Origin of the sequence: Thermococcus sp. M36 (assembly GCF_012027355.1) — an archaeon.
Classification (GTDB): Archaea; Methanobacteriota_B; Thermococci; order Thermococcales; family Thermococcaceae; genus Thermococcus.
In genome coordinates, this window is record NZ_SNUH01000001.1 from 1,049,904 (window position 1) to 1,070,570 (window position 20,667).

At 54.0% G+C, this 20,667-nt stretch carries 20 protein-coding genes; 4 read left to right on the top strand and 16 right to left on the bottom strand.

Going from position 1 to position 20,667, the window contains the following annotated elements; genetic code table 11:
* Positions 1–128 precede the first annotated feature (128 nt).
* Both E3E36_RS05800 and E3E36_RS05805 read right to left on the bottom strand, forming a co-directional pair.
* The gene (locus tag E3E36_RS05800) at positions 129–494 is read right to left on the bottom strand and encodes a hypothetical protein (RefSeq protein ID WP_167894828.1); all 366 of its coding nucleotides are present in this window, start codon (positions 492–494) and stop codon (positions 129–131) included.
* Positions 495–571: 77 nt separating this feature from the next.
* Positions 572–1,402: a DMT family transporter gene (locus E3E36_RS05805; protein WP_167894331.1), complete on the bottom strand. Its 831-nt coding sequence runs from the start codon at positions 1,400–1,402 to the stop codon at positions 572–574.
* A 126-nt stretch (positions 1,403–1,528) separates the two neighbouring features.
* On the opposite strand from E3E36_RS05805, the gene E3E36_RS05810 reads away from it, so the two are divergent.
* The 3 genes from E3E36_RS05810 to E3E36_RS05820 are packed head-to-tail and all read left to right on the top strand — an operon-like array spanning position 1,529 to position 4,168.
* Entirely contained in the window at positions 1,529–2,053 is a 525-nt protein-coding gene (locus tag E3E36_RS05810) for a 4Fe-4S dicluster domain-containing protein (protein ID WP_167894332.1), read from the top strand.
* Positions 2,054–2,057: 4 nt separating this feature from the next.
* Positions 2,058–3,926, top strand: coding sequence for an aldehyde ferredoxin oxidoreductase family protein (locus E3E36_RS05815; RefSeq protein WP_167894333.1), 1,869 nt, complete (start codon positions 2,058–2,060; stop codon positions 3,924–3,926).
* Positions 3,927–3,946: 20 nt separating this feature from the next.
* On the top strand, positions 3,947–4,168 hold the full coding sequence (locus E3E36_RS05820; RefSeq protein ID WP_167894829.1) for a MoaD/ThiS family protein: 222 nt from the start codon (positions 3,947–3,949) through the stop codon (positions 4,166–4,168).
* Here E3E36_RS05820 and E3E36_RS05825 read toward each other — a convergent pair whose 3' ends face one another.
* A complete protein-coding gene (locus tag E3E36_RS05825) occupies positions 4,169–4,477 on the bottom strand; it encodes a hypothetical protein (protein ID WP_167894334.1) in 309 nt (102 codons plus the stop codon). It lies immediately after the preceding gene.
* A gap of 125 nt (positions 4,478–4,602) precedes the next feature.
* Between E3E36_RS05825 and E3E36_RS05830 the strand changes: the two genes are divergently transcribed.
* Positions 4,603–6,339, top strand: a complete 1,737-nt coding sequence (locus tag E3E36_RS05830) for a glycoside hydrolase (protein WP_167894335.1) — start codon at positions 4,603–4,605, stop codon at positions 6,337–6,339.
* Between the two features lie 216 nt (positions 6,340–6,555).
* Here the strand turns inward: E3E36_RS05830 and cca are convergent, their stop codons facing one another.
* The 13 genes from cca to E3E36_RS05895 form a co-directional block, all read right to left on the bottom strand.
* Positions 6,556–7,944 carry a CCA tRNA nucleotidyltransferase gene (cca, locus tag E3E36_RS05835; RefSeq protein WP_167894336.1) on the bottom strand — a complete coding sequence of 463 codons (1,389 nt, stop codon included), beginning with the start codon at positions 7,942–7,944 and terminating at the stop codon, positions 6,556–6,558.
* Positions 7,945–7,949: 5 nt separating this feature from the next.
* Entirely contained in the window at positions 7,950–8,504 is a 555-nt protein-coding gene (thpR, locus tag E3E36_RS05840; protein ID WP_167894830.1) for an RNA 2',3'-cyclic phosphodiesterase, read from the bottom strand.
* Between the two features lie 58 nt (positions 8,505–8,562).
* On the bottom strand, positions 8,563–8,880 hold the full coding sequence (locus tag E3E36_RS05845; RefSeq protein ID WP_167894337.1) for a hypothetical protein: 318 nt from the start codon (positions 8,878–8,880) through the stop codon (positions 8,563–8,565).
* A gap of 10 nt (positions 8,881–8,890) precedes the next feature.
* Positions 8,891–9,757, bottom strand: a complete 867-nt coding sequence (locus tag E3E36_RS05850; protein WP_167894338.1) for a glycine zipper family protein — start codon at positions 9,755–9,757, stop codon at positions 8,891–8,893.
* A gap of 229 nt (positions 9,758–9,986) precedes the next feature.
* Positions 9,987–10,448 (bottom strand): phosphoribosyltransferase, encoded by a 462-nt coding sequence (locus tag E3E36_RS05855; protein WP_167894339.1) that lies wholly within the window; start codon positions 10,446–10,448, stop codon positions 9,987–9,989.
* A gap of 135 nt (positions 10,449–10,583) precedes the next feature.
* A complete protein-coding gene (locus E3E36_RS05860) occupies positions 10,584–14,675 on the bottom strand; it encodes an adenosylcobalamin-dependent ribonucleoside-diphosphate reductase (RefSeq protein ID WP_167894340.1) in 4,092 nt (1,363 codons plus the stop codon).
* A 190-nt stretch (positions 14,676–14,865) separates the two neighbouring features.
* Positions 14,866–15,300 (bottom strand): ferritin family protein, encoded by a 435-nt coding sequence (locus E3E36_RS05865; RefSeq protein ID WP_167894341.1) that lies wholly within the window; start codon positions 15,298–15,300, stop codon positions 14,866–14,868.
* The gene (locus E3E36_RS05870; RefSeq protein ID WP_167894342.1) at positions 15,297–16,115 is read right to left on the bottom strand and encodes an HAD-IIA family hydrolase; all 819 of its coding nucleotides are present in this window, start codon (positions 16,113–16,115) and stop codon (positions 15,297–15,299) included. The genes E3E36_RS05865 and E3E36_RS05870 overlap by 4 nt, the downstream gene beginning before the upstream one ends.
* 30 nt (positions 16,116–16,145) lie before the next feature.
* Positions 16,146–16,745 carry a M1 family metallopeptidase gene (locus E3E36_RS05875; RefSeq protein ID WP_167894343.1) on the bottom strand — a complete coding sequence of 200 codons (600 nt, stop codon included), beginning with the start codon at positions 16,743–16,745 and terminating at the stop codon, positions 16,146–16,148.
* A gap of 82 nt (positions 16,746–16,827) precedes the next feature.
* Positions 16,828–17,829: a DUF1616 domain-containing protein gene (locus tag E3E36_RS05880; RefSeq protein ID WP_167894344.1), complete on the bottom strand. Its 1,002-nt coding sequence runs from the start codon at positions 17,827–17,829 to the stop codon at positions 16,828–16,830.
* 79 nt (positions 17,830–17,908) lie between these two features.
* Positions 17,909–18,469, bottom strand: a complete 561-nt coding sequence (locus E3E36_RS05885) for a hypothetical protein (RefSeq protein WP_167894345.1) — start codon at positions 18,467–18,469, stop codon at positions 17,909–17,911.
* Complete coding sequence (locus tag E3E36_RS05890) at positions 18,466–19,749, bottom strand: DUF58 domain-containing protein (RefSeq protein ID WP_167894346.1); 1,284 nt, start codon at positions 19,747–19,749, stop codon at positions 18,466–18,468. The genes E3E36_RS05885 and E3E36_RS05890 overlap by 4 nt, the downstream gene beginning before the upstream one ends.
* On the bottom strand, positions 19,746–20,666 hold the full coding sequence (locus tag E3E36_RS05895; protein ID WP_167894347.1) for a MoxR family ATPase: 921 nt from the start codon (positions 20,664–20,666) through the stop codon (positions 19,746–19,748). Before E3E36_RS05895 ends, E3E36_RS05890 begins: the two co-directional genes overlap by 4 nt.
* Position 20,667: the final 1 nt, after the last annotated feature.

Below are 20,667 nucleotides of genomic sequence, written 5' to 3' on the forward strand. Positions count from 1 at the left end.
CTTCCCTTATAAGGTTTTTGGATAGAAAACCCGCGGGATATGGAATTGTGCCCTCCCCGACCGACCCCAGGTCACTTCTCCCAGGGGCGTGAGGGGGAGGGCCCGGTTGAATTTAAGGTGAGGATGATTTAAACCTGACGCTCTTCCTCGGGCTCGCCCTTCCTCCTGCTCTCGTTCTTTATGACCTGTCTCACGTAGTCTATGAACTTCCTGACCTCTTCAAGGTCTTCTTCCGGGATGTCGGCTATCTTCCTGTTCTTGGTCTTGTACGTGAGTAGCTTTAGAAGTGCAAGCCTCCCGAGTGCCGTCCTGGTGCTTATCTCTCCCTCCTTCCAGTCGTGCCAGATGGCGTTCGCTATCCCGTAGAACTCCGGGATGCTGTCGAGTCCAGGGTCTCCAACGTCTATGACCTCCTTTCCGAGGTACTTGTAGCGCCTCTCCTTCTCATCCCTCGAAAACTCCTTGGCTTTCTCCTTGATGTATACGTGCACCATGGCCACCACCTCTAGAGTAACTTACGAAAAAAGAATTTATTAACTTTTTGTTTCTAAATATTCCTCGAAGGCAGTAGTTACTCCCTGCTCCGGACCTCGTTCCAGATGCCCGCCATTATTAGGAGCGCTCCAAGGTAGCCCTTCGGGCTAAGAACCTCTCCCAAGGTCAGGAAAGCCGCTATGTGGCCGAATATCGGCTCGGAAGAGTATATCAGCGCCGCCTTGTGGGCCTTCGTGTTCCTCTGGTGTTTCACCTGGAGGGTAAAGGCTATCACAGTGGCGAAGATTGACGTGTACAGCACCCCCGTCCAGGGCAGCGGGTCTGTGGGAACGACGAAGGGCTCAAACAGGAGGGCGAAGGCCAGCGAAAAGACAAAGTTCCAGGTTATCTGCCAGAAGGCTAGACTGAGGTAATCCTTCTCGCCAAAGCGCTGAACGAGGACTATCTGAAAGGCAAAGCTGAGGGCGCAGAGCACCGTCAGCAGGTCACCATAGTTGAAGTTTAGGCTGGCTCCTGAGATCAGGTACAGGCCGGCGAGCGCTATCCCAAGGGAAGCCCCATCCCTGAGATTCAGCCTGTCCCCGAGCAGGAAGTACGCTATGAAGGGCGTGAAGACTACGTAGAGGGACGTTATGAAGGCCGAGTTGGAGGCGGTCGTGTACTTCAGCCCGACTATCTGGAAGCCGTGGCCGAAGAAGAGTGTCAGCCCGAGGATGAAGCCCTCCTTGAATGTCTCCATTCTTAGTGCCTTCGAACGGAATATGAGGAGCATCAGGAGGGACGCTATGCCGAAACGGTAAGCCAAAAAGAGTATCGGGGGCAAATAGTCGAGGCTAACCTTCATGGCCGGGAATGTAAAGCCCCATATGGCAGTAATCCCAAGGAGTATTGCCTCGGAACGGTTCATCGCCGTCTGTAGTGTGCCCCCGTTTATAAGCCCTTTCCCCCGCATAAATAAGCATCTTCACGTTTTCACGTTGGTTTCATAAGAGTTATATAGATGAAGTTTCAACCATGGAATCAGGTGTTCCCCATGGGAGACGATGCCGAGAGGATATGGATTCTGATAACTCCTGACAAGTGCAGCGGCTGCAGGCTGTGCGAAGTTGCCTGTTCGCTGGAGCACGAGGGCATAATCTGGCCGGAAGCATCGCGCATAAGGATATACGAGCTCCTTCCGGGAGTCAACGTCCCGCACACCTGCGTCCAGTGCCCGGATTATCCCTGTGTCAGCGCGTGCAACTTTGATGCCCTGAGCGTGGACGAGGTAACGGGTGCCGTTCTCGTCAACGAAGACAACTGCACCGAGTGCGGCGCGTGCTACCTTGCCTGTCCCGGAAACGTCCCGAGGATCCCTGCCGGCAAGGGAAGCGTCGTAATCTGTGACCTCTGCGGTGGGAAGCCGAAGTGCGTCGAGGTCTGCCACGAGGCCGGGCACGATGCACTGACCCTCGTTAAGGGCAACTACCGCTCCGTCTACAGAACCTTCGCGAAGGATCCGGTTGAGAAAAGCGTCGAACTGGCGAGAAAGCTCTACGGTGAGGAGTTTGTGGGGTGATGACATGTACGGCTACGCTGGCAAACTCATAGACGTTGACCTGAGCACTGGAAACGTGAAAACCGTCGAGCTGGACGAGGATATGCTCCGCTTCTACGGCGGCAGAGGGCTCGGCACATACCTCCTGTGGAGGGAGCTTGGGGAGAGGTGGGAAAAGGTAGACCCCCTCGGCGAAGAGAACCTCCTCCTAATACTCACCGGCCCGCTGACGGGCTACTACCCGGGCATAAAAACGGCGGTCGTCGCCAAATCACCGGAGAGCAACGGGATCGTTGGCAGTGTCCTGAGCAGCGAGGTGGGGATAGAGCTCAAAGCGAGCGGCTACGACGGGATAATAATCCGCGGGAGGGCGAAGGAGCCTGTTTACCTCTTCATAAACGACGACGAGATAGAGATACGCGACGCCTCAAAGTACTGGGGAATGGGCGGCCTCGAGCTCCACAAGACCCTCCTCAAGGAAGTCCACGACGAGCTCAGGAAGAAGGCCAAGCTGAGGGGCGTTCCCAAGGAACCTGCCATGATGTACATCGGAAGGGGCGGCGAGAACAGGATTCGCTTTGCTGCTATAATGAGCAAGCTCATGCACGCTGCCGGCTACGGCGGCTTTGGTGCCGTCATGGGGAGCAAGAACCTCAAGGCGGTTCTGGTTAAGGGCAATAAAGCTCTGCCAAAAGTCCACGACCCGGAGAAGTTTAAGTCCATGCTCCGTGAGTTCCAGAGGGAGCTTCTGACGCTCACCACCTTCCGCCAGTGGGGGACTGGTGCCGGCGGCTACAGCGTAGGGAAAGACCGCTCAAGCCAGCCGGTCAGGAACTGGCAGGAGGAGTACCACGACGACGAGAGGATAAGCGTGGTGAACTTCGAGCTGAAGGCCTGGGTCAAGAAGTACTGGGCCGACTACGGCTGCCCGGTCAACTGCATGAAGATCTCCTACCTCCGCTACGGCGAGTACAAGGGGGCCATAACGGATGCTCCTGACTACGAGCTTATGGCCTACATGGGCACGAACCTGGGCATCTTCGAGCCTGAGAAGGTCGTTTACCTCTCCTACCTGGTTGACGAGTTCGGCCTCGACGGTATCAACGCGGGAAACGTCCTCGGCTTTGTGGCGGAGCTCTACCAGCGTGGGATCCTCACGGAGGAAGACATCGGCTTTAAGCTCGAATGGGGCGATGAGAAGGCCTTCGCGAGGTTACTTGAGCTGATAATCGAGAGAAAGGGTATTGGGGAGGTTCTTGCGGAGGGAACCTACAGGGCCGCTCTCAGGATTTCCGAAATGAAAGGTGTAGATGCCCTCAAGTACGCCGTCCACGTCAAGGGCATCGGCGTCGGTGCCCATGGAATAAGGAGCGACCTCGACTACACGAAGGATATAAGCTACGCTGTCTCAGTTCAGGGCGGCGACCACACGGCAACGGCAGGCCTGCCGGCGAGGAGCTACGAGGGTGAGCTGGTGAATGCCTTCTACGACTCTGCGGTGATATGCATGTTCACGACGAGGCCAGGCTTTGAGAGAATCATAGAGTTCGGAAACACGGTTACGGGCTTTGATTTGACCCCTGAGAAGTGGTTCAACGAGATCGGCCTGAGGATAATCCACCTCCAGAGGATACTCCTTCTCCTCGGCGGGCCGGATGTTTACTGGAAGCCCGAGGACGACGACAACCCTCCGAGGTTCTACGAGCCTCTGCCGAGCGGCCCGGTCAAGGGCAAAGCGCCGAGCAGGGAGGAGATAAGGGCGAAGGTGAGGCAGTACTACGAGGAGGTTGGCTACGACGAGCATGGAATCCCGAGGGAAGAAGTCCTGGAAGAGCTCGGCCTTGGGGAAGCAAAGCGCGAAGTCAGGCGCATAAGGAAGCGCCTCGGCCTTTGATTTCCTTTTTGGTGGTGGCTATGAAGGTGAGGCTGATCCTCTACGGCGAGCACGCCTTAAGGCACGGCTCTAAACTTGAGCTCGAAGTCGGGGAGAGCAGAACCGTTGGGGAACTGCTCAGGGAGCTCGGGATAAGCACGAGTGAGCACCACATACTCGTGAATGAGATAAAGGTCGATGAAAGCTACGTCCTAAAAGACGGCGACGTCCTTAAAGTCCTCCCCGTGGTCTATGGAGGCTGATCACTCCCCGGGCCCGTTGACGCACTCCATATTCATTGCGAGGAGCATCTCGACGAAACCGCTTTCTAGGTTTTCCTTTATCTTGTCTGCCAGCGATTTGAACTCGTCCAATGTGAGCGGCCTCTTCATTTTGAGCCACTTGATCTTCCCGTCGTTCTTGTCGAGGACGACTATCTCTCCATCGGTTATGAGAGGCACGTAGTTCATCTTTATCCCGTAGAGCTCCTCGGCAAAGGCCAGCTTGGCCCTCATGAGTTCGAGGTAGTTTGCCAGATCCTCCCCGAGAATTCGCCTGAATTCTCTCTCCATTCTCCCACCGCTTAAAGCTCGATGCACACCTTTATTAACCTATCGGGCATATCTGGGTAAGAGTGTCACTTTAATTTGTCCGAAAGGAAAATAAGGTGAAATGATGTATCACTCACGGTGAGACCATGCTGATGAAGTACGCCCACCACTTCCACGCCTACCAGCCCGGCGATATCGTTTACGTTCTCGATGGTGACGGTTCCAGGCCGATAGAGTACGAGGAAAGGAAGAGCCCCGTTGCAGTTAAAATTCGCGGTGAAGAAGTTAAGGGTGAGAACTGGACACAGGCGATGCTCTACTCCTACGAGCATATCGCCGACACTCTCTCGCGCATGAAGGGAATAAGCATAGATATCGAGCCCTTCACCTTCCTCATGCTCCTCCGCTACCACAAAAGCGCTTTTGAGGACGCTGTTGGGCTTCTCCAGAGGTTCGACGCCGTCCCAACAACGCCTTTCCACCCCATAGTACCCCATCTTGATGAATTCGAGCAGAGGGTTCTGGCCAGGGTTTCCTTTGACTTCTACCGACCTTTCATCGGGAAAAAGTCCGTTGTCGGCTACTGGTTCCCAGAGGCGGTGATAACCCGGAGTAGCGCCTCAAGGGTCGAGTCCTCAACGGACAAAAAGCTGGTCTTCCTCCTCGACGAGAGGCAGCTCCTCTATGACTTCCCCCAGGCGAAGCACTCCTGCAACCGCTACGGCAAATCTTTCGTCTTCGGCAGGGAGTGGCACATAAGCGACGCCTTCGCCTTCAACACGCTCGACGTTCCGGGTTTGGTCTCGGCGACCCTTTCCTACCGCGACGACTACAAGGAGAACCTCGGCGTCCCCTACCTGGTCTTCACGGCCAGTGACCTTGAGAGCCTCCTCGGGAATCCAGAACAGCTCGACCGCTTCACCGCCTGGATGGATGGGCTTGAGGCGAACGGCGTTAAGCGCGTCTCCGCGATGGAGTTCGTGGCCAGAAAGCTCTCCGGCGAGTTCAAGCGCCTCGACGGCGAGTGCTCCTTTGAGATTGGGGTTAAAGACTACTCCGCCTGGAGCGACTACTTTGACCTGAGCACCGACGGCAAGACGAGCGACTCCAGATGGCTCGGTTACCGCAGGGCCGACGGAAAAGTCTTCGCGAGGGAAGTAAACGGCAGGAAGATTTCCCAGCTCTGGAAGGTGGCGTTCACGAGGCTCTTTGAGGAGCTGAACAGGACGGTGAGGTTCGGCGTTCTGAGGGGGCTTGAAGACCTCGGCGTGGGGCCCTCAAATGCTGAGGAGTTCCTCGTCCGCTACGCGAGGCTCTTTTTCAGGGACTACTACGACTACTTTGACATGGAAACGTCTCTGGATTACGTGCTTGAGCCGGCAAACGGTGATAGAGAAGCCCTTAAGCTCGGAAGGGCCTACTACCTCATGCTGCTCTCCAACCACTCCTGCCCGCGCTTCTGGGAGAACCTCGACACGCGCGTCGCCTTCGGCAACGTCTCGGTAATGTCAAAGGCCCTTATCGAGCTAATGGAGTACTTCGATGGGAACGAGCTCCAGGGTCTCTTCACCGAGGCCTACCTGAGGCTCCTCAACTTCGATAAGCTGTACTGCCTCTGGAACCTCGGCGTGATGCCGTCCATTGAGGGATGGGAGGCAAGTGAAAAGGCCTGGAAAGATGCACTCAGTCCGGAGGTACCCAACAGTGCTTACAACGTCGTCACGAGGGCGGCCCTATACGTTGGAAAGAGAGACCTGAAGGGCGAACTCAGGAGTCTAATCGAACCCTACAACCTCGACTGGGCCGTAGCGGACACGGGCCACATACCGGGAGAGGTTCACGGGCACTGGGAGAACCGAGAGTGGTGCGAGCATAGGGGGTGATACTTTCGAAACTTTATAATTTTGGTGTGCCTAACATTTAAAGCCGGGACGCATTGCGTGGTGGCGCTTGCAGTCCATAAGTACTGTGGAGGGATGGAATTGGGTGGATCGAAGTCCGCTGATGAAAGGCCTCTCCTGGAGCATCTGCTGTCAAAGCTGGGGGGTAAGGGCTACATTGAGATAAAACGCATCCTGGAAGAGGTCAATAAAACAGATTCAGGCCTTAAAATCCTCCTTTTGGTCTCTCAGGCCCCACTTCTCTCTGCTCAGGAAGAGGTAAGCCTCCTCCTTCAGCTCCTTGGGGACATAGTCTACTAGGACGCTAGCCCGTTTTATCCCCTCCCTTATGCCCTTGCCGAGGGAGACCTGGTTCTTTCCGAGCATCTCCCAGAGAACATCCACGACGTGCTCGCTCACCCTCTTCTCAGCGTAGAGCCTCTTGCCTATCAGCCAGACCCTCTCGTTCTTCCTGTAGAAGTCTCGACCCATCTCGGTGAAGAACTCCGGGCCGGGCTTTATCCGTACCCTCTCGCGCTCGATCCTGTCAACTTCGAGCATAATGACTGCCTTTTTTCCGGAGTACCCAATATCCCAGCCGAGGACTCTGAAGCCTTCCCTCTCGAGTGCCTTCTCGAATCCCCTCGCGCTCCTCTCCAGCTGGGGAAGGAGGAGGTCGTCAACTAGTTCTGGTTTCTCAAACAACAGGGTTACGAGGTGGGTTCCCTTCCTCCTGAGCTCGGCGAGGTAGCTGCCCGCTTTCGGTCTCCCCGGGAAGAAAAATCCGGCGGAAGGTTTCTCCATGAACTGGCTTGCCTTGAAGTAAAACCTCCCGTACTTCTCCCAGCCCAGATTGGCGGCAACGTTCCGCCTCGGGTCAACGGGGTCTATGACTATGATGGGGCGGTCTTCTTCCGCTTCCCGCTTTATGGTCTTCATGGCGATCTTGTACTCGCGTTTTAGCCAGTTTCCGGGGTCGATTATCTTCTGCCTCAGCATGAAGTCGGCATTTTCAAGGACGCCCGTGAACGACCCGTATTTGATGACCAAAATCTCCGCCAGATAACCTGAGAATCCGCGCACGTAGATCTCGCTACCGTAGGCGCCGATGCCCTTGAGAAACCTCTTGAGGAGTCTGACCTCATCGTTTCTCCCCCTGAGGTTTTCGAGAACCCACTCCGTATGGAGTATCGAGCGGTCTACGGCAGTCTTCACGTCCCTCCAGCTTTCCACGTCGTAGCACGGAACTAGGTCAACCTTAACCCCCTTATAGCGCGCCCTCACGTACGGATGTTCCGCATAAGCTATTTCATAGGAGTCAAGCTTCTCCGCTATGGCCTTCCCCAATTCTAGGCCTTTTTCCCGGAGCTCTTTGAGGGGGATGTCTGGAGGGAAAGCCAAGAAAAGGTCAACGTCGTGGTCTCCAGCCAAGTAGGTGTCCTTCGCGAGCGAGCCGACGAAGTAGGGAGTAACGTCGAGGCCGAGGCTTTCTATTGTTCCTTTCGCTATCTCCCTCAGCTCGACCATCAGTCTCTCGACGAAGGCCCTCTCCTCTTCGCTTGGCCGGATTTTGGCCAGAACCTCCCCAATGACTTCCTCGACGTCCATCGCCCTCACTCCGCGAGCTCGAACCTCGCAACGGTCTCGTAAATCGGTCCCTTTGGAGTCAGCGTGCTCTTCTTCAGCTCTATTGCCTCAACATCAAACTCGCCGAAGTCCTCGTTGGCGAGGTCTTTCAGAGCCATCGCCAGCTCCAGCTTGTCCCTAACGAACTTCACCCTGCCGATGGTTACGTGTGCGACGAAGTCCTTCTCCTTCTTGAAGCCGAGCCTCCTCATCTCGCGCTCGACGTCGCTCGCTATAGCCTTAATCCCCTCATCGTTCTCGATGCCTGCCCAGATGACGCGGACGTAATTCGGGTTCGGGAAGACGCCTATCCCCTTCACCTTAACCCTATGCTTCCTGTGCCTCTTCGCTATCTCGGCGAGGGCCTTCTTTACCTCCTCCGCTAAAGCTTCGTCAATCTCCCCAAGGAACTTCAGCGTGACGTGGAAGTTCTCCCTTTCGACGAACTTTATCTTTGCCGACTTGCTCCCTATCCTTTCCTGGGCTTTCATCAGGTTGTCCCTAACTTCATCGCTGACATCTATCGCTATGAACGCCCTCACCGCTACCACCGAGAAAAGTTTGAAAGAGGGGTTAAAGAGGTTTCGAGTCAACGTTTCTTCATGACGTCAAAAGGATTTTTTCGATGAGAACCACCAAAGCCAGCTCTATGATGAGGCCGAGGAGCGTGAAATACTCCCTCCTGATGTTGATGATGAAGGCTAAGGCAAGCCACAAGAGCGTGAATGCCCCGATTGCTGTCAGTTCCCCCTCTGGAATGCTCCCATCGAGGTATCCCCCAAGCACGATCATGAAAATTAGTCCACCAATTTGAACCCACATCCATTGGCGGTTGATTTGTCGTGGGAAGTCCATGAATGCCAGTGCAAAAAGGAAGAGGAAGTAAATGAATGGAAGCACGAAAGTCCAGCGCTTCATGCTTTTCACCTCAAGGATTCGGTAAATGGTAGTCATTTTTAAGTGTGTAGCTGGCTATTCTGAGGTATTTTAGAACGGGTTCGTACACATATCCTGGGGGTACCCAGCGCCAGTGATATTCCCATTTCCAAGCGAACCATATCCATAAGCAACCATATTCATCTAAAAGGTAGTGTCCGAATGCTATCCCCCCTGCCAAGCCTACTATAGCTCCAACAATAGCTCCCGGCACATTGGCGAAGTAAGCACCTATGGCGGCTCCTAATGCAGTAGGCCCAACCTGAAGGATGAACGCTGATTTTGCATTGGAGAAGTGCAGGTGTGTAAGCTTATTGCCTTTGATTGAAACAGTGTCCCATGGTTCTATCCCATAGTACTCGTAATCTGGATGTGGGTACCGTATCATGTAGCCTTTGACAAAGTATACTCCATCCCACCAGTAGTGTTGCTGTGTATTATAAGCTATGGTAGTGGAAGGCTCTTTATTTATTAATGGCTTTGATATCAACTGTTTTGTTCTCAATCCGGGGGCTATTATATTTATGGGAGTCCTTATGGAGTAATTGGCTCCTGAGGAATCTCTGACTGTCAATAGGTATGAGTTATCAATCTTGGTGGAGGTCATATAAACAACGTCTACCATCTTATCTGTAGTTGTGTTCTTGATTAGTATCGTTGCTTCATTGCCATTGGTTTTGTAGTCAATCAGTATGTCTCCAAAAATAAAGACCTGTCTTGTAGGGGTATTCACTAAGAGTCTAGTTGGGAGCTCTTTCATAACTACTACCTTTGCGTGAGGATCTTGGGCGGAACTTGACATCGCTGCCGCGCTTCCTACAGTTAACCCGACCATCAGCAGTCCCAACAGGACTGCCAACAGTGGCTTCCACCGCAAGTGGTTCACCTCCTTATAGTTTTTGCATTACTATTTGGATGGTTTATCCCTTATAAGCTTTTCCTTTTACTAATTGTAATTATCTTTTCTTTTTTTTCAAGTATGAATTTATTCTAATTTATATTTCCCTTTTAGAACCGTTCAAAAGAAGCCTATGTAAAAGAGTTGTATAGACGTGCAACAGGGAGTGCGATAAGTGTAAAAGAAAACCTCACTCCCTCACAACAACAGGGAACTCCTCCCAGGGGAAGACTATCCACTTGTCTGTCCTGAAGACGTAGAAGTCGGGAACGACCTTGGTCCAGGGCTTCGTGCTGAGGCAGGCGACCTTGACCTCGCTGGCCCCGGCCTTCTTGACCTCTTCGATGACGACTTCGAGGGTCTTCCCGGTATCGCTGACGTCGTCGACGATAACGACCTTCTTGCCCTCTAGCGAGCCGTGGAGGGGAATGGTTATGAGCGGCTTCTCCAGCCTCTCCTCGATGTCCTTGTAGAACTTGACGTCGATGACCTTGACCTCTAAGTCGCCGAGGATGTGGCTGAGCCTCACGGCCGGAATAAGCCCGCCTCTCGCTATGCCGACTATGACATCGGGTTTATACTCCCTGAGCCTGTCGGCGAGCGCGAATATCGCCCTGTCCACCTGCCACCATGTGAGGTAAACCTTGTCCATGTCAACACCTCCGAATAGCGTGAGTTTTGACCCCCGCAACTTAAGGCTTTCGGGTGATGGATAGAAGTTAAAGTCCCCCGCTTAAAAAGCCTCCGTTGGCAGGAAAATGTCAAAATCAAGAAAAGGTGGAGGGGATTAGCTTATCACACACTTGCTCCAGCCGCAGCGCGGGCAGGTGGCGCAACCGCTCTCCATCTTAAGCTCGACGAGTTCCCCATCGCTCTCGTAGCAGACAGGGCAGTATGCCACTCCAAGGAGTTCCTGTATCTTCTCCTCGGGGATGTCTGGCTTCTCGGCGTGGTGCGGGTGTTCGTGCTTCGGCTTTGCCGCAACGGGTCTGCTTATCGAGAAAGTTATGCCTGCGCTCTCGGTTTTCTCCTTCCCGTTGGTGCCGTTGAGTATGGCCTCGACGTTGATGAACTTGGCCAGCCAGGGCTCGGCTTCTACCACAGCCTTCAGCTTCTCCACCGCGTAGGCGCTCGGCTTGGCCTTGACGCGCTGCTTCTTCTCGCCCTCAACGCTGTAGACCTGCACCGAGAGCGAGCCGTCGCGGTAGACTGTTATTCCCTTACAGCCGAGCTTGTAGGCGAGGAGATAGGCAGCCTTAACGTCCTCGACGGTGGCATCGTTAGGCATGTTTATGGTTTTACTCGCGCTGTCGGTGAGCCAGAGCTGAATGTTCGCCTGAGCAAGAATGTGGTCGAGCCAGTGAATGTCCATTGAGGTGACGAAAACGCGCTGCATGTCCTCTGGAATCTCCTCGAGGCCCTGGACGCTTCCGTAGTTGTCGCTTATCTTCCTGAGTATCTCGTCGCTCCACAGGCCGCGCTTCTTGAGTTCGGACTCGAATACTGGATCGACGTAGTAGAACTCGCCGACGGTGACGCTCTTCTTGTAAACGAGCGCGAATATCGGCTCGATTCCGCTGGAGGTGTCGGCTATCATCGAGACTGAACCGGTCGGCGGGCACGTTGTTACCATTCCGTTCCTCACGCCATAGCGCTTGATCTCCTCGGCCAGCTCGTCCCAGGGCAGGTTCCATATCTCGCGGTGGTAGAAGCCCTCAACCGGTAGCTCGCCGTCCTTGTATTTGCTCTCCTCGTAGAGCGGGAAGGTCCCGCGCTTCTTGGCCGCCTCGACGGAGTACTTGTAGGCGTAGAAGGTCAAATACTCTGTGACTTTCCTCATGAAGTCGTAGCCCTCTTTGCTGTTGTAGGCTATGCCCAGTTTGAAGAGTGTGTCCGCCAGCCCCATCATTCCGACGCCTATCCTCCTGGTGAGCTTGGTGTTGTAGTCTATCTCCGGTAGCGGGAACTTGTTGACATCAATGGCGTTGTCGAGGTACTTGGCGACCTTCTGGATGACATAAGCGTACTCGTCCCAGTCGAAGTAGGGCCTGCCCTCATCGTCGTACTTCACGAACTTTGCGAGGTTAATTGAGGCCAGATTGCACGATTCGTAGTCGTAGAGCGGTTCTTCCCCGCATGGGTTGGTTGCGCGGATTTTTTCGCCCTTTGCGGGCTCCAGAACGTTCCTCTTGTTGATAACGTCGAAGAACACCACTCCCGGATCGGCCTTGGCCCAAGCCATGAAGGCGAGTTCTTCAAACAGGCTCTTGGGGTCAATTTCCTTGACCTTTTCGCCGGTGCGCGGGTTGATGAGCGGGTAGCGTTTGCCCTCTTTGAGAGCCTCCCAGAAGTCGGCCCAGAGGCCGACGCTGATGTTGAAGTTGCTGAGCACGTTGGTTCCGACGTTCTTCTCCTTGGCGTGGATGAACTTCTCTATGTCGGGGTGCCAGACCTCAAGGATGCCCATGTTGGCCCCACGCCTTACACCGCCCTGCTTGATGACGTCGCTGACGGCGTCGATGAGGTGCATGAAGCTGACGGGGCCGGAGGCCGCCCCTGCCGTGGAACCGACAAAATCACCCTCTGGACGGAGTTTTGAGAAATTCAAACCCGTGTTGTGAACGAAGATCATTCCGTTTTCTCCAGCCAGATAGTTCTGGTAACCCTCAACGGTCAGGTCGTAGAAGGTTTTGGGTTCGTTGGTTGTGGTTATCTCGCGAACAACCTCAAGACCCTCTATGAGGTGGAGCATTCTGCCAACTTCCTCGGATTTCGTGGCCTCGTAGAGCTTTCTGAGCATCTTCACGAGTACTGCCTTTGAGACCCTGCCCCTAGTGTGCCACTGACCCAATGAAATCCTTTCGTCTCCTATAATCGCCAGGGTCTGACTGCCGTTCGTCTTGAACTCTACGCCCTGTTCAGAGGCCCACTCCTTGAAGGCATTGAAATCCAGTGGGAGGCCAAAGCTTCCCCCCTTGTGGCCGCTTAGGAGTTCTTCAAGTTTCTCTCTCTTCTCGGAGTTCTGGAGGTTCTTTCCTATGAGTTCGTGGAACCTAAGGAGCGATGAGTACTCTTCAACGTGAACCACGTAATCAACGCCGTCCTTTCTTGGCTTTTCCCTCATTCTGGCCTTTATCCCGAGGGAATTTAGGTAGTATGTGACATCCTCGATCAGCTTTTTGTTTACCATGCCGAGTTCAACGCCCGGCTTGGCGTTAATGTGCCCCTCGGCATCAAAGAGGCCAGCTATGAACGACAGAACGGCATCGGCACCGCCTTTGAGTATCTCCTGCGGGATTCCCCTCTCAATGCCTTCCAGAAGTTTCAGGTAGTGTGAGGTTATCTCCCTCGCCTTTATGTCGATGTAGTAGACGTTCCTGTCTCTCTGAAGGCTATATTTCTTTCCGAAGGTTTTTTCAAGGTATTTGTTTATGACCTCGAAGGTTTCAGTCCTGTAATCGTAGATCCTCAGCCTGTCGTATGTGTATTCGTGCCCCTTAATGCGGGAGTGGTACTTGTCAAAACTCCCGTCCCCCGCTATAAACCCTGCGAGCCAGTAGTCAAAGATGAACCGGTAGTTGTTCCCTTCCGGCATTCCACCCACTAGGATGTCCCCTTCCTTAAGCTCGTCCGCCCTCTTTTCTTTTACCTTGAAGTCGGGTGTGAGGACAAAGAACGGGTGCCAAGGAGACGTCAAGATCCTCGTGCCCTTGTTGGTTTTTATCTCGTATTTAGTTACCTCTTCCCCAAGCTCGTATCTCCATAGAACTTTGACCCTGCCTCTGGTGACCTTCTTCGCTTCGGGGTCGAAGGATTTCACGTATATTGGGAGGTTCCTGACGTCTATCCCCCAGCGGTTGTATTCTGGGTCGTAGAACTCGCCGAGGTCTTTATAGCGCTCGTACATCTCGGCCATTGTTGTGAGGTGCTCCTCACCCTCGTTCTCGAACACTATTTTGGCATTTCCGTCTATACATCCGCCGCCCATCTTCTGTATCATCGCCACGTCGTGTGCTGCTTTCATGATGCTCTCCATGTCGTCCTCTATCGGCACGACAAAGCACGCTGAGAGCATTCCGAGCGGCCTGCCTGAGTTGATGAGTGCCGGAGTGTTCGGCATGAATATCTGGCTCGTCATCAGCCTGAAGTACTCCTCCACCTCTGACTCGTAGTCGTCAAAGGCGCCGTTTTCAAGCATTTTTATTACATCGTCGATCGGCACCTTCATCTGGCCCTTCTCCGCCAGCTCGCGGTAGAGGTTGAGGAGCCTCTCAAAGTGGTACTTGTTGAGCTTGAACCTTCCAATGGAGAGCTTTCCGTCGTACTCGTCGAGGGCTTTTAGATAGTGCTCTACCCGGCTTAAGTCCTGCTCGTGGTTTCCTTCCTTATCAAAAATCCTTTCATCGTAGAGCAGGTCTGGGATGACTGAGAGAACCGCGACGCGCTCGAAGAGCTCCCTGGGGCTCTCAATTATCTCCCCCTTCTCGTTCTTTATCAGGTAGCGGGAAGCCAGAACGCGGAGGGCGTTGATAGAGAAGCGCTTGTCTATCTCGTCCAGCTTGTCCTTGTTGAGTATCTTTTTCTTTTCCTCGCGGATTTCGGCCTTCTTTTTGCGGTAGAGGATGTAGGCTTTGGCCACGTCGAATAAGCCGGCGCGCATGAGTTCGAGTTCGACTATGTCCTGGATGTTCTCTATGTGTGGGACCTGTCCGTCGTAGAGTTCGTTGACCCTTTTCACGACTCTTCTAACGACCCTGTTGAGGAGTTTCTCGTCGCGGATTCCGACTTCGAGCATTGCCCTCTGTATAGCCCATTTTATACGTTCTTTATCGAACGGGACGATTCTGCCGTCCCTTTTCATCACTTTTTCAACCGGCATATAAACACCCCTGACATACAGCTGTTTATCGTTGCCCCCTTTAGTAGAAGCATCAGCGGCACTCTATGGACTCCACCCCTACATATACCTTACTCCGGTTGTGTTTGCCGGGGTGACGAATTTCTGTCTTTTACTTTGCCTGGGGGGTAAAGGGATAGAAAAGGAAGATGTCGGATAATTTATCCAAATGTCAAAGGCTTTCGTAGACCAGTTTGAGCCTGTAGGCGTGTTTAAGCTCTTCCCCGGCCATCATTCTGAAAATGTGAGACAGAGAGCCGTCCAGAATTTCGGCAAGCTTCGTGTACAGTTCGTAGGCGTGTTTTTCCCTTATCAGGGCTTCCAGAACGAGGTCTTCGAGGGTTTTGGGTTCGGCCCTTTCGTCCTTCAGCATGGGCTCGAGGGAGAGTGAGTCGAGGTAGTCTATGACCGCCGTTTTCTCTAGGCTGTCTCTGGAGAGCATGCCCTCAACAGTCTTCCTGTGTCTGAGCTCTTCTTCCGCTATTATTCTGAATGTCTCGGCCAGTTCTGGCCTCTCAAATGTGGCGAAGGTTTCGCCTAGCTTGTGGAGGTTGTAGAGCTCGTTCTCCTGCCAGATTAGCTTCTCCAGGAGCTCTCGAAGGTTCATGACCCCTCCTCCAGTTTAACTCTGACGTACTCGACCAGCTCTTTAACGCTTGGCAGTATCAGATCTGGCCTCACGTCGCTCTTTTCAACGTCTTCGAGGCTGCTGACCCCGGTCAAAACCATTACGGCCTTCATGCCAAAGTGTTTGGCGAATGCTATATCCGTGTCCAGCCTGTCGCCGACCATCCAGATCTCGTCCACGCCGTCGAGCTTCTCCCTGGCGACTTCGTAGGCCGGTTCGTTCGGCTTTCCTATGATGATGGGCTCAACCCCGGTTGACGCCTTCAGCGCTGCTATTATTGAGCCTGCCCCGGGATAGAGGCCCTCCTCCGCAGGGTACGTCGTGTCGGGGTTGGTGCCTATGAAGCGCGCCCCGTTTCTTATGGCCAGCGTGGCGTACTTGAGCTTCTCGTAGGTCAGGTCGGGATCGAGGCCGACGACGACGTATTTGACTTCTTTCCACAGGCCGTTTCTGGCTTCATCAACGCCAACGACTCCCCAGCGGAGGCGCTCCATCTCTCTGTGGAGCCCATCACCTCCGATGACGAAGGTTTTCCCTGGCTCGAAGTGTCTGGCCATGTATAGTCTCGTGGCGAGGCCGGAGGTGATTATCCTCTCTTCTGGTACCTCAATACCCATTGAGAGAAGCTTCTCGCGGTACATGGCGGGGTCTCTGGTTGAGTTGTTGGTCAGGAAGGCGAAGGGGATGTTTCTCTCCTTCAGGAATTTTATCAGCTCTTTTGCCCCTTCAATTGGTTTGCTCCCGCGGTAGATAACGCCGTCCATGTCGAATATGATGCCTATTTTTTTGGGCATGAAAGAAGAAATGGTGGGGGGTTTAAAAGTTCACTGTTCCGCGGTCAGTTCAATGTCAACGCTGGTTCTGTCGGTTTGGCACTCGTTGCCCGCGTTTTCTGAGAACGCTATTTTCAGGGTTATTTTGGCGGTGTTTCCTGGGGCAATTTTTTCGTCCAGGGCGAGAGTGATTAGGTTTCCGTTCAGCTCGGCCAGGCTCTTGCCGGTGATGTTTTCCACGCTGGTGGTTTTTCCTCCCGCTTCGACTGTAATTGAGGTTATTATGAGGTTGCCGCTGAGCTCTCCCCTGTCGGGTGTGCTGTCCACGGCGGCTTCGGATGGTGAGAGGGGGCCGTCTTCGTAGTCATTGACGTGGAGCGTCATGGTGAGCTTTGATACGGGAACGTCGCCGCGGTTTTTAACGTAGAGCACTACCTCTCTGCTGTCGCCTGGCTTCAGGTTTGAGAACTCGAAGAGTTTGAGGTCGTTGTAGAAGCGTGAGTTGTCTTTGCTGATGGCTATATCGAACTTCCCGGAGCTTATCTCGTTGTTCTCTGAGTGGGCGATGTCTGTAAATATGGAGCGTGCTGAACCTGCAAGTACCAGCAGGGCAGCGAGAATGCCAACTGCTACAACTACTCCGTGTTTCATATGGCACCACCTGCAGTAGTAGATCAAAAAGGTTACGCATGGAAAGCTTATAAAATTTTCTCCCAAAATAGTAAGAAGTGGCTCATGGTCTGACGTTCACGTTGAGCTTGAGGCTCTGTACTGTGCCGTTTATTGCCTCTAGGATGAGGTTTTTAGCGTCCGTTTCTGCGTAGTTCCCGTCAGATGGAGCCGGGGGAAGTTCTGGCTGGGTGTCTTTGAAGAGGAGGAACCACACCTGCCATTTGCCGGGTTCCTCTATGCTGAAGGTGTAGTTGGTCTCGAACTGCGGCGTCCAGTTGCCTTCTATGTTCACGGGGACGTTCGGCAGCGTCACGTTGAACCAGCCGGGCATGGGGTACATCTTGTGGATTGTAGTTGTGTTTGTGGTGTTGTCCCAGGTCAGGTTGACCAGCCATATCTGGACGTAGTAGGTCACGTTTCTGTGTTCGTGGTTCACTATGCCTATGATCACTGTACCGTCCTGTCCGGCTTTGAGTTCTGTTGGGTAGTCCGCGGCCTTTCCTTCGGGGCCGAGTATGTAGAACTCGGTGAAGGCCTCGCCGGGTTTTGGGTGGGTTATCACGTAAGCGAGGGTTCCTATAGATGTGAGGATCGCGACTATCAGGATGATTGTAAGGGCTTTGTCGAGTCTGCTTGACTCGTCCCATTCGAGTTCTTTTTTGATCCTTTCGAGGGTTATCCACGGAACCCAGGGGTCGAAGGCCTTTTCCCTGCGGTAGATGGCCGCTGCGGCTAAGGTGATGTTGAAGAGGGTCAGACTGACGAGGATGGGTGTGAGGCGTATCCCCCAGGGGGTGTAGTTGAGGCCGAGCCCTATGAGGGGCACTATGGCTATGCTGAGGCCGAAGCTCAGGGCCAGCCTTTCGAGGTTGTCGAGTTCTTTTCTGTTGGGGAAGAGGGCGGTTATGAAAGTGTAGCCCGGGAAGAAGAGTATGAAGGCTAGGCCGAGGATTTTTCTGAGCAGGCTGTCGGGGGCGTAGACTATGAGGATATCGAGTATCAGTGAGAGGGCGGTTATGGTTATTAGATCCCAGTGGGTCTTGAGCCGCTGGTGGGGGTTCATTCTATCACCTGTGGGGGGTCATGTGGAGGGTTTAAAACCGTTTCTTGGCGTGTTGTGTCAGATGCCCACTTTCGGGCGTTCAGTCCTTTTCGAGGAGGGGCGTTTCGGCGTGCTCGACGTCTTTTGCTTCCGCTATCAGGAGGGGCAGTACCGAGAGGCCGAGGATCATGAACACCTGTGCGGCGGTGTCGCTGAGCTTTTCTTTCGCTGTGTATATTACCGCGGCGTACACTATGCCCCATAGGGCGGCGTGTCTTGCGGCCTCACCGTAGTTCCGGTAGATGCGGTACCCGAGGACTCCCAGGAGCCCTGCGATGAAGGTGTAGTTTGTGGTGGCCGATAGGGCGAGTGCTCCCAGTGTGATGAGCTCCTCCGTGTCCGGGAGGGGGTTTTTTGACCTGAGTATCTCGTCGAGGACGAGGAAGGTTGTTGTGAACGTTCCTACTGCGAGGACGAGGCCTTCCTTCCCGTAGATGGTGGTTCCGGGGAGTGTTGTGGCCAGGGCGAGGGCGTATGCGTAGAAGCCTATGAGCGCGAGGTTTCTGCTGTGGAGCCTGAGGATGTACGGGACAGCGGCGGCGGCGAATGCGTACTGGCCGGTTATGATGCCGGTCAGCACTGCGGTGACGAGTCCTATCATAGCTTTCTCACCACCTTCGGGAGGAGGTCTTTCGGGCCGACTTCTATTATTTTGACGGGCCCTTGGAGTTTTTTCATGGTTTTTTTCCTTTCCGCGTAGGCCCTGTAGAATGCCTCTATTTTTTTCTCGTCGAGGCTTTCCCTGTCTGCGAACAGTATAGGGTTGGGGTATATGACCGCTGTTTTTGCCCCTTTTCTGTTGAGGATCTTTCCTGATTTTGCTATCTCCCCGGGGTGGAGGCCTATGTCGTCGACTATTATGACGTATGACCCCGGGGGAACTTTGAGGGATGCTTTGAAGAGGCCTGATGCTGGGGTGCCTCCTTTCAGCTTTAGGAGGATCTTCTCCATGGGCGAGTGTGCTTGTGTTGCTGATGGCTTCAGGGGGGGAATTCCTTTCTCGCCTTTAAGGCCCAGCCTGTGGAGTGCCAGCAGGGGATCCTGGGAGCCGCTGATGGAGTCAACTACGCTGTGGTCGTTGTAGGCTATTATCTCTATGCCGTGGCCGAACCTCTTGAAGTAGAACATGAGCTGGGTTATTATGACGACGAGGTAGTCTATCTTCCCGGTTTTCAGTTCCCTGCGGAACTTCCTGTCCACGTTGACCAGTATGTATACGTCACCGAGTGTTTCTCTCCGGAAGACCCTGACTATAAGGGACTGGAGCCTGGACGTTGCTTTCCAGTCCACCCTGGTTATATCGTCGCCGGGGAGGAACTCCCTGAGCTCCTCGAACTCCATTGTTTCCATTCCTATTCCCAGGGCCTTTTCTGCCTCTGCCAGCGCTTCGATCTGCCGCTTCTCCACGAGGGCTTCTCTTATTCTCCTGGGTGACGGGAAAACGGTGAGTTCCCTCCTTTCCCGGACGCTCTGGGTGGCCCTGAAGAGCCCCAGGTCGTCCTCGAAGACGGCTTCCGCTTTGAGTGCTATCCTCCCTTTGGCCAGGGGGACGATGGTCTGTTCGAGGGTTTTTTCTTCCCGTGGGCCTAGGCGGGTTTTGATGGCCCTGGCGAAGGCGTTTTTTGATGATTCCTTTATCGAGATGATGCCGGGGGTGCTGGAGAGGTTCCTTATTTTTATCACCGCTTTTACTGGCTCTCTCTCCACCGCCCTCTCCGGGACGGTTCTCTCTATCTCCACCTTTGGTTTGAAGGTCAGTCTTGACAGGGAGTAGTGGACGAGCACTGCCGAGGCTATTAGGGCCGCTGCGGGGTTTCCCGATATGTACGATGCGGCGCCGATGACGGCCGACAGGGACAGCAGGATATCGGCCCTTTTCATTCTGTTGGCACCTCTACACTATCGAGAACGTCCCGTATTATGTCCTTTCCGTTTATTCCCTCAACTTCGTACTCCGGTTTGACGACTATCCTATGGGCCATGACGGGGATGGCGAGCCATTTGACGTCGTCGGGTATGACGTAGTTCCTGCCTTCGATGTAGGCCTTTACCTTCGCCGCGTACAGCATGTGTTCTCCAGCTCTTGGGGAGGCGCCCAGGATGACCCTTTCATCGAGTCTGGTCTCCTTTATTATTGAGTAGATGTAGTCTATTATCGCGTCGCTCACGTGGACGTTTCTGGCCTCTTTCATCGCCACGAGTAGCTCCCTGCCCGTGACAACCTGTCTTGCCTCGGCGAACTGGCCGGTGTTCTTTCTCCGGAGCATTGTTTTTTCGCTCTCTTCCGGCAGGTAAGTGAGGTCTATCTTCATCATGAACCTGTCCACCTGTGCCGTGGGCAGTTCGTAGACGCCTTCGAGCTCGATGGGGTTCCTAGTTGCCAGCACTATGAAGGGTTCGGGCAGTTTGAGTGGGAGGCCTTCTATGGTCACCTGCCTCTCTTCCATTGCTTCAAGGAGTGCGGCCTGGGTTTTGGGTGATGCCCTGTTGATCTCATCGACCAGGACGACGTTGGCGAATATGGGCCCTTTGCGGATTTTGAACTCCCCGCTGCGCATGTCGTAGAAGGTGTGGCCGATTATGTCCGCTGGGAGCAGGTCCGGGGTCATCTGTATCCTCGAAAACTTCAGGCCCAGGGTCTGGGCGAAGTTCTTGCTGAGTGTTGTCTTCGCCAGTCCCGGGACGCCCTCAAGGAGCACGTGTCCGTTGGCGATAAGGGCTATGGTCATGAGCTCCACGACGTCGTTCATTCCCACTATTGCCTTCTCAACTTCCCTCCGGATCTTCTCCAGAATCATA